Origin of the sequence: Pseudomonas sp. HD6422, from assembly GCF_025377065.1 — a bacterium.
Lineage (GTDB): Bacteria > Pseudomonadota > Gammaproteobacteria > Pseudomonadales > Pseudomonadaceae > Aquipseudomonas > Aquipseudomonas putida_U.
The window spans coordinates 12,592-25,998 of the sequence record NZ_JAHWIW010000038.1 but is presented as its reverse complement, the minus strand read 5'-3'; the positions used below and the strand labels follow the sequence as shown (position 1 = coordinate 25,998).

The following is a 13,407-nucleotide window of genomic DNA, read 5'->3' as shown; positions in this document are numbered from 1 at the left end:
GGCCACAGCTGACCACCTCGCTGCAGACAGATCATTCGCAGGGCGGCAGTTGGGCACCCATATCCTGGGTACCCGGTGCGCCGACTGACCTGTGTCTGCTAGATTGTACGAACAGTCCGCCTAACCTCGAAATGCGCAGAAGCGAGTTCTTCGGAGGTTTTCGAGACACCCATGTTCTGAGCAATTCTCGTTGCACGGTGCCAAAGCGGCTCTGGCGGTAGATTACCTTCCACCGCGCTTTCTACTAAGGCCTTTTGATCAGCCCACGTGTAGTACGTGCCGATTGAAAGATAGGTGATGGATTTAGTATCGGCGCTCAAGCCCTCAAACGTGCCAATCCCGTAGCTGTTGATTGTCGGCAACCCTGTGTCGAGATCATAGCCAGCGAAAACAGGGCCGCCGACTGGATAGCCGTCAGGGTGCGGAAACGCTACCGCTGCATCGAAGATCGCGCCATCAATCTCAATCCATGAATGTTCGAAAACCCCAGCCTGTGCTTGCACATCGCCGATCACGATTTCCGATTCAGCGTTGTGCTCAGCGAGCATCATGTACAGCACTGTAGAACTCGAATGACATGCACCTAACCAGTCCTCATCTGAAATGTGCTCAAGCACATGGAGGAAGACCTCAAGCGTTGCGTTTGGTACCCCCTCTTGTTCAGCAATCCTCTTGGCCGCTGCCCGCCACGTCATCATTTGGCTCATATCTGCTCCGCTGGTTTGATCGTGTCTTTATTCGTACGCGCGCTCGACAGCCGCTGGAATTCGACTTCCTCGGACTCCGTGCCGGCTTTCGCATGAAGGCTGCCACCCTTGGCAAGTCGACTATATGGGGGCGGTGGCCACCATCTGCAACCACTTGAGCGAACGGCCGAAAGAGGAAGGTAATCCTCAGCAAAGCCGCTGCTCGGATATTCAAATGGAATCGTCGCCTATGACAGTTGAAGACAAGCGATGTTTGGCCAGCCACGCCGGGCTGTACCGGCGAGCGTCGCCACTACCGAAGGGCTCTGTTCTTCAGCTGGGACTTCGAAGCAGCTAGCTCCGAGGTTGTCGAATTGGTATTCCGTAGCGCTCACCCTACCAGTACCGAATGTGACGGTGAAATCACCACCCTCCTGACCAGCGAGATCCAGTGAAAGCATCTCACTACCGCTTGTGCCATTTTCTCTGTAGGGCCAGAGGATAGCTTCGACCGGCCCTTTCAATTCTGCAGCGGCCAGCAGCGCAATAACGAGTTTGTAGAGATCAGGATTCGTCCAGAATGGAACCTACTGCACCACAAACAGCTTCAGCGAGTTGGCGCTGGGCCTCCTCATACTCCCAACGCAAACGATCGGCTCTGCATGGCTGGTCGAACGCATCCTCTGTAGCGAAGGCATGCTGGGCCTGCCGGCATTTGTTTAACAGAGCCAAAGCCTCACCTGTGAAGGTGACTGTCAGGGGACCGTCAAGCAGCGCTGGTGGATTGGTTGTCAGCGTCATTGAAGTTTCTTTACCTCATTTATCAGCGTGCTCTGGCCGCCTTGATAGAGCGGCTGGGGGTCGTAAGGGAGGCCGATCATCTAGTAACCCCATCCGCTCTCTTGGAGCTCTATGATGGCGCGATAGCGCACCAAGCACTCCTGCATCCTGCGCTCAAGAGAATCGCAAGGAAGCCCGATGTACTCCTGAATTCCTCCACTGACCTCCAAAGCGGCGTGGCGCATCTGCGCAGCGTTCTTCTGAGCTTGAGTGAACGAGTCAATGTCCGACGCGAGGGCATCGTAATGGTCCCGTCGCAGTTCCTGGATGAGTGGGAGATATCGAGCGATCGCCACCGTTAGCGCCTCATCACGCTGAGATGCATCCACTGGGGTAGCCTGGTGTGCACGGACGAGCCGCACCAACTCCAGGAGCATCTCGCCGGCGGCTTCTAGCTGCAGACGTTCGTTTCCATCCTGGTGTTCAACTGACATCCTCGGTTCCCTTCTCAAGAAATTTGAGTCCCGGCCGTCGCAGCATGTTCCAGCGGCGGGTGCTTAGCTCAACAACGTAACGTGACTGCGTTGATTTGCAATGTACGGCAGGGCGCCAAGTTAGGTCCGCCGGCCCCGACGACCTATCGCTCTGTGAGGGCTAGAACCTGCCGGATAGAGTGGGCTAATCCTTTGAGAGGGAATCCTGCCTATTCCATAGGAATATGGAGTGTGGTTTGTGGGACAAAGAAGCCTTTCTCGCCATCACTCTCTACGAGACCCAGCTGGCGGTCGGTACCGATAAGGAATCCAGGTACATCGCTGACGATCACATTACCCCCAGGCTGTTCGCACGCGATCGTGGCCACCCCGTCGTTGGGTTGAATACGCCCCGTACCATCCTTCTGCACAGTCATGCGGATTGAACACCTGCAGTCCTCCATCTGTTGAACGACATTACTCTCCATTTTCGAGAATGAACCACGCCCTTCAGCCAGGCTGCCCCATTTCTTCACGTATGCCTGCAGAACACCCTCAGTACCTGCCGGCTTTGCGATGAAGGGGAGCGCTACCAGTGATACCACCAGAATTTCTTTGCCAGGACCAGGCTCAATGACAGGCAGCGATCGGGATGGTTGGGCAGATGGTTCGCCGGCGGCAGCCAGGCCGGGAGATGTCAGCGCCAGCAGTGCAAGGGCAGAAAGTGCTTTCTTCATGGAAATCCCACTCAGGTATTGAAAAGGTTAGGGCCAGGCAACAGTTTACCCGGCAACCCATACCGGCCAGAGCCAAAACCTAACCCTCAAATCGTTGGGAGGCATCCAAGGCGATTGAGTTACACATTGTTGCGGCCGTCACGGATTCGGGTCTGAGTTGCCCATCGTCCAGAACGCACCCGTATCAGTGCGAGAAAGATTCGCAAAATCTGCTTTATCGCACAGCCACGACCTGACACCAGCCATGCGAACCCGTCCGGGTATTCACGAGTGAAGCTGCAGCCAGGCTGTTTCAGGCGCAGCTGAAGGACTGCGACGACACATCCGTCGACGTGGAGGAAAACCCGCAGGCCGAGGCTGATTGGAAGGCTAAGCTACTCGCTACCGTACTCCCTCTACGCATTTGGTGTGAGTAACTTTGAGACGCGAAGAATGAGCGCCTGAAAGCCAAAATACCGCACAATCCGCTGATTGCCCCCTACCATTTGGCAGAATGGAGTTAAGCCGCATCCGAAGTCACCCTCTCCAGCGCCAATAAGCTCTGTTAGTCACTCAATTGACACGCACCCGATTACGGGTGTGATTCATTCCTAGACATGCCTTGATCATTCCAGAAGTCAATAAGCTCCACGCCACTTATACAATTAACGCCCTCGACAAAAGAATTTAATTTCTTGATGAAGTTAGGGGTGGGGTCCCGGAGATATGAGGTATCTACTTGCATATACAGGTTATAGAACACACCAACAGATATTGCCATATCTTCATCAAGTTGGTTTCGTATGCATTCTACCGCATACCTGAGGACCTCAAATCCAACCCCCTTCAAATCAATGCGAGTCAGATCGCGCTTGAGATATTGAACAAGGAAGATTCCTCCTGCCTCAAGCTGCATATCAGCCAAGTCAAATTTGTCAAATCCAATTCCCTCATCTCCACATTCTTCATCAGCCTCCTCACTTAATCGCTCCAGGTATTTACTGACCACCTGAAGCTCCTGGCTTGAATAAATATCTGCAAGATATGGCATCTCTCGAGCATTAGAGCCACCCTCTGCCATATAGTATGATCCATATGACAATGCTAACGTTTTACCATGCCCGTCTATCAGCCTGGATCGCCACTCGTACGGCTGCACAGTTTCTTCCGCATCCTCAGTCGGATATCGGCACATTGCGAATTCAAAATAACCGTGCCGCCCTGGCTTGGTCATAACTACAGCCCCTTTGATGGAAGAGTATTCCTCATAGACCTCCTGCAGCGAGTCTTTAAGTTCATCCTGTAACTCTTTCACGTACCTATCGTAATCAGCCCTGAATGCCTCCTCGCTAAAAGGGTCAGCTGAATCATCCAAATCTTCTATGTAAGCTTTTTGGTATTCATCTATCGAAATTGGCGAAATCTCAGCTTTTATGCTAGCCACGTTTTCTTCATACCCTGCATAAACTCGAATCTGTTCATCGAAAGATCCAATGATTAGATCACTAACCTCTTTAACATCAGCTGGCCCACTAATTTTGATGTCGCTCACGATGTTTTTACTCCAAAAGCAAGATAAGAAATCCGGTAGTCTTCGCTCAGAACTCTGTCACGGTGGCAACAAGGTCAGCCCCTTCAGCGAGTCAGACCAGACCTGCACAGTTTCAACGGCTTGTGGTTGCGCAAGGATCTGCTGACGGCGCTCCGCCAGACTGACCTGGAGATCTTCCAAACGCTTCGCCGGCGTCAGGTTCAAATCCGACTTTAGGTAATCACAGAAGGCCGTACGGATATCTACCAACAAGGTCCCGGCCCTCCCCTGAAGCCACTGAGCCATGGTGACCTTCGACCAAAGCGGTGGCTGTTCCTTAACCACCTGCCTAAGCTGGGGGTGATCCAGCATGTATATGGCCGGGCCGAGCACCACCCTGGCTACCAGGTACAACTCTAGAATCCGCAAATGGTCCGCCAGACTTTCCATGGGCATTACAAAATTGGCATTAACCAATTTTTCAGCCTCTCGGGTCCACTGATCCCGTTTCTTTGCCAGGGCTTTCTCGGTCCTGACCTTAGTCTCCTTTGCATGCTCGACGTTGTACTTGATCGAGTCCAATAATCGAGCAGCATTAGTGAGTAGCTCACGTTGCTCTGGGGAAAGTCTTTCTCCCAAGCTACCGAGAAGTGAACCAGACTGGGTCAGGCTGCGGAGTTCGCGCGCGGCCGTGGTTAAGCCGGTCTGCACCGAACGCATCTCCTTTGCGGTGCGGTACAGACTCAACTTTAAGACCACATCGGTGGTGATGCCGGCAGCGCGAGTCAAAACTTCAGGTTCCTGAGCTCTGCGTTTCTGGGACATTGTTCTGCTCCTTTACTCTATAGGCACGATGAACTGTCCGGTCTGAAATAGATCGAGCGCAGCGTCATCGATCTCGCGCCATCACTCCCCTCCCGTAAGCCAATACTAATATCGGCTCATGATGCACGTCAGATGCTAGCGGAAGGGGTATTTCCTTGTTCACTCGGTGGCATCAACACCCTGCTTGTCCAGCTCTTGCTGTCGAAGCAGGTCCTGCGCTACCTGCTCGATGTAATCCAGCACCTCTGGCATTACCTTATATTCGTACTGTTTCCGACGGTTTTTTGAAACCACGCCATTGTTCGAGAGGCACATCATCACGAGGGTTGCCAAGTCACTCCCGCGGACGTCATACGTCTCATTGACCGTTCGCACTACCGTGTCATAGTTTTCAAGGAAGACCGTTTCTTCGCGAAGCTCCACCTCCAAGGCGCGCTGCGCCATAAGAAGTGTGAAATGGACACCTGGCGTAGCATCCCAGAATCGATAGATTGCGGGATCGCCAGTGAAGGTGAACGAAAACTGCCCTTGGTCGAACCATCGAACGTCCCAGAACTCCCGAGCCGGCTTGGAGAACGCCTGCAAAGTCTCCAGGTACTTACGCTCTTCCCGCTTCATTGCCACCGAGACAGGAAGCAACAAGCCGTTCTCGAGCGCACCAGCTCGACAGAGTGCCTGGTGGATCAGAAAGCGAGACAGTCGCCCGTTGCCATCCATGAAAGGATGGAGAAAGACGAAACCGAACGAGATGATCCCCGCAGCTACCAGCGGGTCGATGCGCGCCGGGGCGTCATTCCCAAAGGCCATAAGTTGATCCATCAACTCTCGGCACAGATCCGGCTCAGGAGGCACGTACGTAACCCCGGCCGCGCCCTGCAAACCACTCGCCAGGTGGTTCTGCTCATGGCGGAATGCCGCAGCCATGTCGTAGGGACTGCTAATCGTCGCATTCTGAAGTTGGACCAGGTATTCCTCACTCAGCGGAATGCGTTCATGAGCCTGGCGGAGCAACGAAATGAACTTGCGAGCTTTATCCTCGCTCGGCGACTCCTTCTCGATCGCGAAAGAATCCTGGGTCTCGTGCAGGTATGCCCATGCCAAAGCACGGTCCATCATTTCTGAGGGGAGGTTTTTAACGAAATCTTGAGCACGGCCAAGAATGTTGTGCTCGAGCAGCGCTTCGATCTCCGGAGTGCGCTCAACGGTTGCGCAATACCCAATCGTTCCAAGGCCGTTGAATTCGACCCGCCAGCGCGAGTTACGCTCACCAGGCATTGTCACGTACTGCTTGGGATCAAACAGGGGGACGAATCCACCTTTGACTGGTGAATGCTGGCGTACCTCCTCCCCCGTGAATGCCTCCCTCAGAAAGCAGGCCTTTCGGATGTAGATGCCGTTAGGAGCGCCTTCCAATTCGGCTTCGAGGCTCTCAGCTGGGATCTGAGGCAAAGCCTGAGCCAGGATCGCAAGATTCACACCCTCATGCTTAAGCGCGAATAGCAGGTGGCCAAGCAGATCATCTGGGGCTGGCACTACGTGAGGCGGTACCGCAAGGGTTTCACCGATTGCCTTGATGCGAGTAACCGGCTGAACCTTCGCCGGCCGGCGCAGAGGGAAAGCTGAAAGCCGCAGAGACTCCCGCAGCCAGGCGTATCCAGCTGAGTGCATGGCGCAGTTCCTTGATTTTTGCCTATGGCCACGCAATTTTTCTTCAGCGAGCCAAGAAAAAGATAATTTTCGGCAATTTGCCTGACTTTTTCTTAACTGGCTAGCGGTAATTATGTCCCGGGGACAGGTGCTTGGCCCCTCCCCAATAAACAGGAGTCTGCAACCGCGCGCTCCGGATGTTGGTCGAGCTGTGCCGGCTCAACTCGGCTATCCGGAATGGCCTGGCGCTCTGTTCCGGCTGATCACTACAGCCGGTCCACTCGACCTAACAAGTAAGGGGCCAAATGCTCATCCTCGTATTGCCCGTCCTCAACAGCGGTAACAATGGACCAACCATCCTGGGTTTCCATCGCTACGATGTGCCACTCGTAGGGGTCCTCAAAATCGGGATCGAATCCGGACAGCAGCAGAGCAATTTGCTTGCAGAAATCATCAGTCTGCTCGGCCAGGCCGGACGTCTCCAGCTGTCCTGGCTTCACTTTAAGATTCAGCCTCATCAACCCGAGGAGGTCCTTGCAACTGCGGCTGATCAAAATGTCCAACCAACGCCTTTCAGCATCCAGAAATGCTTTGCCAAGAAAGCAGTAGTACTCACCGCGCCACTGCAGGAGCTGTGGCCGTGCGGGAAGCAGCAGGAAGCCCAGGCTCCTCGGAAGCAAATCGCTTGAGTAATGTCCAAGGCACGCGTACTGCGCAAGTGCAACGCTGGGATTGTCGCTGATGAGTCCATCGAAACGAGGAGTCGGTAACCCATGTATGAAGTACACCTGCATAGCTCGGGTGCCGAGGGATGAATCACTGACCTGGTACGAGGGTTTGCCAATGATGCCGTCCTCTTCCAATTCGGTTGCGTCCCATCCTAGATACCGGAAAACCTCATACCAAGCATCGAGGTCTGGCTCGGATGTCAGCGGGGCCAGCACCTCCATGTTGAGAAGCGAATGATCCGCGGCGAAAAGATCTTCAATGTCGAATTGCCCTGTAGCCTCCATCTCCTCTCGAAACTGAGCGACCTCTGTTTCACCGAATTCCAGAAATGGCTTTCCTGACGACGGTGAGAGGAAATTCACGATTGCGCCTGCGACGTCAGGATGTACCTCGTGCTCTGTGAGCAACATTTCATAATATCGCTCGAGCCGAGATTGGAGTTGATCTCTGCCGACCTCTTCGTCGCATGCAGATGAAGGCAAGCTACCCATGGCAAAAACCATGATGTCCCACGACCCGAAACCGCAGAGGGATGCCAGGATGGAAGCGCACCTGTCTGACTCGAAACCACATGATTTTGTGCACGCCGCCACCCACTCTTGAGCTCGGTCGACGTCACGCAAGACGAACGGTTCAGTGGACATGATGATCCTCGCGAAACGTGTGGTTTACTCCCAATCATAGGCAGGCAACATCCACGCTCCAAGGAAAGAAAAGGGGATTCTGGCCAAAGAATGGATGCACGAATCCTATAGTGTTCGTGGGCCGGACCTCGAGGCGCGTGCCAGGCTTAGCGGCGGTATCTGCTCTCTCACAGATCGGCTAAATGGGATTTACCTGGTGCACCTTTGCGGGCCGGCGCAAAGGGCTGGTCAGCAAGGGCCTAGAATCTGGCCGCCAAAGGCGTATGGCTGGCCACTGGCGCAAAACCTTCATTTTGGCCCCTGGTCAGTCATTTTTCCTTAAGGTGCCCCAGAAAATCTTAACTCTAGCCCGTTTTCTTGATTTTTTATTTACTGATTGCCGGCCCGGTCGGATGTGAGGCGGTATCAACACCGCGTTCAAGAGCCCGCAGCTCTCCCTGCCGGCACGATCCACGCCTGGCTAATGATTCAGGGTGACCAGCGCCAGCGCCACCAGAGCCCCCACACTCCCAGCACAAATCCAAATCAATCGCTTCAGCTGACGATGCTCGGAAGTCAAAACCTGCAAGGTGGTTTCGAGCGACCTCACCAATTGAGCCTGGCCATCCAGCTTGAGATGAATGGAACTGGAAAGGTGAGACAACTGCTCGCTGCCTTGTGGAGCGTTCTCCTCGCCGGGGGCCCGGCCATGGATGGGCAGCTCAACACGATTATGCTCACCGTCACTGGCGATGATGCTGCCACCGGCACCCGCGCATGCCAGATTTAAGCACTCAATAAGGGTCTTAATCATCAAAACACTCAATGAGATCCAATCACCGGGGCGTGGTGCGAGTGCAGCAAATTTCGGCTCAATTATGTAGCCATACATCCACGTCGTGGTTACCGCCAAACCAACCAAGCTCCACCCCTTGGTGAGCCGATCCTGCAGCCAGTAGAGTGCGGCTGCCATCAGCACAGCTGCAGAGATGACCAAGGTATAACCACTGACAATGGGGTGTAGTGCATATGTACAAACGACTGTGCCTAGGAACCAGGCCAGTGCCGCGATCGCGATAATTGCAAGCTTCTTTGTTGAGTACGTCTTCGAAACCATTCTACTTTCCGTTATTGGCGCGGAGCTATCGGTTTGCCAGGGCCAGCCAAACGGACATTTGTCGCGCACAGATGTCCGCCTGACGAGCCACGGGCAATTGAATGGACCACCTTCTTTTTTCGTAGGCGACCATTGTAGGAGGGTTTTAGCTTTACAGGATCTGGAGAGGCACCATCGTCAGCAGCTTCACAATGACCACTATGCCGCCTAGGAAGACTGCACAACCAAGCGAGGCAGACAGCCACGATCCGTTGCCACCCATATTGTTGAACAGGGCATGAAACAGTCCCCCCAGAGAGAGGATCAGCACCGCAGCGCATGCGATTGCGATGCCAGCTATCTGGTATCCGCTCAAGACAAAACCTCCCCGGCCATGGATCTAGCCAAGTCGATCGCCTTGGATACCTGATCGCTTACAGAACCCTGGCCCTTCAGATCAACCTTGCCACATGCATTTCGGAGTTCGACACCAGCAGCGTGCGGCTCAACTGTGATGCGTATGTTCCAGCCGAGGGGCAGCTCGGCGGTGGCCCGCTCCATCTGTGCATGCAATGCGGCTTCATTTCGGAGATCACCTGCATCGACGACCTCGGTTGCCCAACGCTCTCGGGCTTCTACGTGGGCACCCCACGCAGCGTCCCATGCTTCGTTCGTAGCTTTGAGCTGTTCGTTCTCGGCCCTCAGCGCCCTGCACTCCTCCGCGAGGCCATCTGGGCTATCCGCGGGCGAAGCTGCAACGGGATCATTTGTCTGCCGCGATGGGGCTTCCAATCGCTTGTTTTCTTCGATCAGGGAGAGCACTCCAACTGCTAACGCGCGGTGGTGTTCGTCGCCACAAAATAGCCGGTCTGTCGTTACCCGGTTAGCAAGAGCTACCAGGTCAAGATGATTGATGGCCATGTCAGCAAAGCTCCTTTGGTACCAGGACAGTTCTTCCAAGCCGGGCGTACACAACCGCGCGCATTGATGCCACGAGTTGGCTCGCGTGCTCGAAGCACACATCAGTGCCCTTCGCCTGGGCTCGCCGTAGCACGCACTTACCGTCCCGGTCCCATTCAGCTGGACCGGTGGACAGCTCTAGCATCTCGCTCACAGGACCACCTAGTGCCCAATCCTCATGTGGGTTGTACCGGGCAATTCGCTCGGTAGCTATGTAGCGGTATCGTGCAAACGTGCGCCAGCAGTTTCCGTACTCTGGAGGTGCGACCTCAAGGTGCAAGCCGAGGGCAATTCCAACGGCCCAGCCAAGGGGTTCGCCTTCAAGGGCTGCTGTTTCCAACTCAATCATTGGCTGATCTGCTGGGTGTTGCATAGAACCACCCTGTAGCCCTGTGGGCTCGTGTCACCCTCCAGTGCAGATACCGGGCCGAGACTCGCTAGAGCCTTGAGCGCTTCCGCACGATTGGCTACAAGTGCTTTGGCCTCAGCTGCTCTCCAGAGATCAAGCCCGGTGCCTGATACACCATTGTTGCTGAACTCACTGCAAGACTCAGCGTCTTCCTTAGCCGCTTCCAGGTAGTCCTGCGTCCGGCAATGTGGGCACAGGTACGAGCAGTCGCTGGGATCAAACCCTTCGCCATCGCCTGCATACCACAGGTAACCACCCTCTCTGCAGCGCCAATCACCATCCTCGTAACCACAGTCCCCGAATGTCTCGGCGGTAGTGTTCTCTTCCGTCACATCTATTCCCTCGCGTCACTAGATGATTGTTTGTCCTTCGGTGGCGCCAACAGCACGGCGCCGGCCGTTCTAATCCTTAGGAAGATGCGCGCTTGAGGGAATCTTTCAATTGGGTAGGCAGGTTCTTGATAATCAGGGTGCCGGCGGCTTCGTCATACTCCACTTTGTCGCCCAGCAGATGCGCCTCAAAGCTGATCGAAAGGCCTTCGGCACGCCCGGTGAATCGGCGGAACTGGTTGAGGGTCCGTTTGTCGGCCGGGATCTCCGGCGACAGGCCGTAATCCTTGTTGCGGATATGGTCGAAGAACGCCTTGGGGCGGTCCTCGTCGATCAGGCTCGACAGTTCTTCCAGGGTCACCGGCTCGCCCAGCTTGGTCTGGGTGGTGGCGTACTCGACCAGGGTCTGAGTCTTCTCGCGGGCGGCCTCTTCAGGCAGGTCCTCGCTTTCGACGAAGTCGCTGAACGCCTTGAGCAGCGTGCGCGTCTCACCCGGGCCGTCGACGCCTTCCTGGCAGCCAATGAAGTCGCGGAAGTAGTCCGAGACCTTCTTGCCGTTCTTGCCCTTGATGAACGAGATGTACTGTTTGGAGTTCTGGTTGTTCTTCCACTCGGACAGGTTGATACGTGCCGCCAGGTGCAACTGGCTAAGGTCGAGGTGGCGTGACGGTGTCACGTTCAACTCGGCGTTCACTGCTACGCCTTCACTGTGGTGCAGCAGGGCGATGGCCAGGTAGTCGGTCATGCCTTGTTGGTAGTGAGCGAACAGAATGTGGCCGCCGGTGGAGAGGTTGGACTCTTCCATCAGCTTTTGCAGGTGCTCGACCGCCTCGGTCGAGTAGTCGAGAAAATTTTTGTCCCCATCGAGAAATTCGCGTAGCCATCGGCTCATTGGATAGGCGCCAGACTCCGGATAGAAGTAGCCCCAGGCCTTTCCTTGCTTCGCGTTGTAAGCGTCGTTCAAGTCCGCCAACAGGTTTTCAATCGCGTCGGACTGATTTAGAACGCTGTCAGCAAGATGAAGCACGGCCGGGTTGCCATCCGGTTTTTTATCTAAAAAATGTATAGCGCAAGCACGAATTGGCATAACTGGTCCTTAGGTTGGGTGCCGGGCGCGCCGGCATCACATGATCTTCGCGTTCTGCGAGGGAGGTTGGAATCGTGATTAAACCGGTATGAATACCCGGCGAACGGCGCTTGCGAACTCAACTAGGTCCTTTTGCTTAGCCCAAGAGGCCGCCAAGGACTCAGCACTTGGTTCACCACTCTGCGCGACCAGCAACCCATGCTCGATCGCGTTAGCCCGCTGGCCCGGGGTAAGGTCGAACCCTGTTGCAGCGATAATGAGGTCAAGCAGATCGCCAGCTTGAGTGGAGAAGGCGGCAAAGACATTCAAGACGGTAGGCTCTTGCCCACCGTTGAAATGCAAAGAAGTCAGATGGTCGTTCTGAGCTTGGTTCATATGGCCGCTACTCCTAGTCGAATAGCACCTATGATAACGGCGGAGTCGGAGGCGCCCAGCTGGAGCGCCCTCGCCGAATTCAAACCTTTGGACGGTCAGTTGCCGGGGGACGAAAAACTGCAGTCACGCTCTACTGCCTAGTCAGCACGGGGAAGGCAACAGCGAGCGCCATGACTTCACTACTCCCCAGGAGCATCGGTTTTGTCCTTGCCACCGCCCTTCCCGCTTGCCAGGCGCTCCCTGACGAATGCAAAGGCCTGCCGGCCCAGATAGCGAATACTCAGTCCGAAGATCCTCAGGAAGGTCCATGTCCAGGAAGCAACCAACCCGAGAACCAGCTTCACTTTTGCGGGCTCTACCAACCGGGTTTCGCCTACCGGCTGGTTCCAAGGATTGTCAGCTGGGGTGTCGCCGGTGTCGCGGCTGTTCCACCAGTCGGTCAGCGCCTGCATCTCATGCTGGGCCTGAGCTATAACCGCTGGATCGGAGCTACTGCTAACGACTTTGACGACTGCGAACTCCCCATTATACCGGTGCATCGTAAACCGATAGTTCGAGCAGGTATCACTCTCGGTCCACTTGTCCATCGTCACATTTAGGACTGCGTTTGCACCCCATTCGCGGGCCTGGCTGGCCAGAATCTCTCGCGCTTCATTGGGGTCGTTCGATTTGCCCCACCCAGTACCAGTAATCAGCACTACCTCCATACCACGGGGAGCGCCACCCTTCGACCAAATGAAATTGTCAGGCTCCAAGTAAATTGGTGTCGGCCCTAAACCCGGTACAACCTGTTTAGCCTTCGATCCCTTTGGCGAGGGTGTCGGGACAAACGTCACGCGCTGGCCAGTCACCAATCCTTGATCGCCCAGGACATCGCTCCCGTGGACGAAATAGCGCTCGCCGTCATCGCCATTGATGAACCCATACCCTTTCACCTGGACGAAACTCGTCACAACGCCTTCGATGGTGGCGATGGCATTCTCATGAGTCAAAGCGTGCATCCTTTCAAATCCGATAGTGGGGATTCTACCGTCTATGTTGGGGGCTAGAGGATTACATGGTCAGCTTACGAACACTGCCGCTCCGCGAGGACGGGCTCCCCACACAGCCCCATGCAGAAACTCCAGATGCCCAGCTGGCT

At 55.1% G+C, this 13,407-nt stretch carries 15 protein-coding genes; all 15 read right to left on the bottom strand.

The genetic code is table 11. From position 1 onward, the window contains the following. Window positions 1-98: 98 nt before the first annotated feature. The gene (locus tag KY379_RS22915; protein WP_084852207.1) at window positions 99-707 is read right to left on the bottom strand and encodes a lasso peptide biosynthesis protein; all 609 of its coding nucleotides are present in this window, start codon (window positions 705-707) and stop codon (window positions 99-101) included. Window positions 708-1,250: 543 nt separating this feature from the next. Next, on the bottom strand, window positions 1,251-1,487 hold the full coding sequence (locus KY379_RS22910; protein WP_084852209.1) for a hypothetical protein: 237 nt from the start codon (window positions 1,485-1,487) through the stop codon (window positions 1,251-1,253). 80 nt (window positions 1,488-1,567) lie between these two features. Then, the gene (locus tag KY379_RS22905) at window positions 1,568-1,960 is read right to left on the bottom strand and encodes a hypothetical protein (protein WP_084852212.1); all 393 of its coding nucleotides are present in this window, start codon (window positions 1,958-1,960) and stop codon (window positions 1,568-1,570) included. Window positions 1,961-2,169: 209 nt separating this feature from the next. After that, on the bottom strand, window positions 2,170-2,676 hold the full coding sequence (locus tag KY379_RS22900) for a hypothetical protein (RefSeq protein ID WP_139813993.1): 507 nt from the start codon (window positions 2,674-2,676) through the stop codon (window positions 2,170-2,172). Window positions 2,677-3,247: 571 nt separating this feature from the next. Continuing rightward, window positions 3,248-4,207 carry a hypothetical protein gene (locus tag KY379_RS22895; RefSeq protein WP_084852216.1) on the bottom strand — a complete coding sequence of 320 codons (960 nt, stop codon included), beginning with the start codon at window positions 4,205-4,207 and terminating at the stop codon, window positions 3,248-3,250. 57 nt (window positions 4,208-4,264) lie between these two features. Beyond that, window positions 4,265-5,011, bottom strand: a complete 747-nt coding sequence (locus KY379_RS22890; protein WP_084852218.1) for a hypothetical protein — start codon at window positions 5,009-5,011, stop codon at window positions 4,265-4,267. A gap of 159 nt (window positions 5,012-5,170) precedes the next feature. Then, on the bottom strand, window positions 5,171-6,679 hold the full coding sequence (locus KY379_RS22885; RefSeq protein ID WP_084852219.1) for a Fic family protein: 1,509 nt from the start codon (window positions 6,677-6,679) through the stop codon (window positions 5,171-5,173). A gap of 245 nt (window positions 6,680-6,924) precedes the next feature. Continuing rightward, window positions 6,925-8,031, bottom strand: a complete 1,107-nt coding sequence (locus KY379_RS22880) for a hypothetical protein (protein WP_084852220.1) — start codon at window positions 8,029-8,031, stop codon at window positions 6,925-6,927. A 460-nt stretch (window positions 8,032-8,491) separates the two neighbouring features. After that, window positions 8,492-9,127 carry a hypothetical protein gene (locus KY379_RS22875; protein WP_084852221.1) on the bottom strand — a complete coding sequence of 212 codons (636 nt, stop codon included), beginning with the start codon at window positions 9,125-9,127 and terminating at the stop codon, window positions 8,492-8,494. Between the two features lie 151 nt (window positions 9,128-9,278). After that, entirely contained in the window at window positions 9,279-9,482 is a 204-nt protein-coding gene (locus tag KY379_RS22870; protein WP_084852222.1) for a hypothetical protein, read from the bottom strand. Continuing rightward, a complete protein-coding gene (locus KY379_RS22865; RefSeq protein WP_084852229.1) occupies window positions 9,479-10,027 on the bottom strand; it encodes a hypothetical protein in 549 nt (182 codons plus the stop codon). Before KY379_RS22865 ends, KY379_RS22870 begins: the two co-directional genes overlap by 4 nt. 1 nt (window position 10,028) lies before the next feature. After that, window positions 10,029-10,415 (bottom strand): phage protein NinX family protein, encoded by a 387-nt coding sequence (locus KY379_RS22860; protein ID WP_084852233.1) that lies wholly within the window; start codon window positions 10,413-10,415, stop codon window positions 10,029-10,031. 468 nt (window positions 10,416-10,883) lie between these two features. Beyond that, window positions 10,884-11,891 (bottom strand): nucleoid-associated protein YejK, encoded by a 1,008-nt coding sequence (gene yejK, locus KY379_RS22855; RefSeq protein WP_084852239.1) that lies wholly within the window; start codon window positions 11,889-11,891, stop codon window positions 10,884-10,886. A gap of 78 nt (window positions 11,892-11,969) precedes the next feature. Then, window positions 11,970-12,266, bottom strand: coding sequence for a hypothetical protein (locus KY379_RS22850; RefSeq protein ID WP_172402877.1), 297 nt, complete (start codon window positions 12,264-12,266; stop codon window positions 11,970-11,972). Window positions 12,267-12,445: 179 nt separating this feature from the next. After that, window positions 12,446-13,258, bottom strand: coding sequence for a cold-shock protein (locus tag KY379_RS22845; protein ID WP_084852241.1), 813 nt, complete (start codon window positions 13,256-13,258; stop codon window positions 12,446-12,448). Window positions 13,259-13,407: the final 149 nt, after the last annotated feature.

Bases quoted from the DNA above. Each gene is read 5' to 3' on its own strand.
- KY379_RS22915 (WP_084852207.1), bottom strand. From the start codon at position 707: ATGAGCCAAATGATGACGTGGCGGGCAGCGGCCAAGAGGATTGCTGAA.
- KY379_RS22910 (WP_084852209.1), bottom strand. From the start codon at position 1,487: ATGACGCTGACAACCAATCCACCAGCGCTGCTTGACGGTCCCCTGACA.
- KY379_RS22905 (WP_084852212.1), bottom strand. From the start codon at position 1,960: ATGTCAGTTGAACACCAGGATGGAAACGAACGTCTGCAGCTAGAAGCC.
- KY379_RS22900 (WP_139813993.1), bottom strand. From the start codon at position 2,676: ATGAAGAAAGCACTTTCTGCCCTTGCACTGCTGGCGCTGACATCTCCC.
- KY379_RS22890 (WP_084852218.1), bottom strand. From the start codon at position 5,011: ATGTCCCAGAAACGCAGAGCTCAGGAACCTGAAGTTTTGACTCGCGCT.
- KY379_RS22885 (WP_084852219.1), bottom strand. From the start codon at position 6,679: ATGCACTCAGCTGGATACGCCTGGCTGCGGGAGTCTCTGCGGCTTTCA.
- KY379_RS22880 (WP_084852220.1), bottom strand. From the start codon at position 8,031: ATGTCCACTGAACCGTTCGTCTTGCGTGACGTCGACCGAGCTCAAGAG.
- KY379_RS22875 (WP_084852221.1), bottom strand. From the start codon at position 9,127: ATGGTTTCGAAGACGTACTCAACAAAGAAGCTTGCAATTATCGCGATC.
- KY379_RS22865 (WP_084852229.1), bottom strand. From the start codon at position 10,027: ATGGCCATCAATCATCTTGACCTGGTAGCTCTTGCTAACCGGGTAACG.
- KY379_RS22860 (WP_084852233.1), bottom strand. From the start codon at position 10,415: ATGATTGAGTTGGAAACAGCAGCCCTTGAAGGCGAACCCCTTGGCTGG.
- yejK (WP_084852239.1), bottom strand. From the start codon at position 11,891: ATGCCAATTCGTGCTTGCGCTATACATTTTTTAGATAAAAAACCGGAT.
- KY379_RS22850 (WP_172402877.1), bottom strand. From the start codon at position 12,266: ATGAACCAAGCTCAGAACGACCATCTGACTTCTTTGCATTTCAACGGT.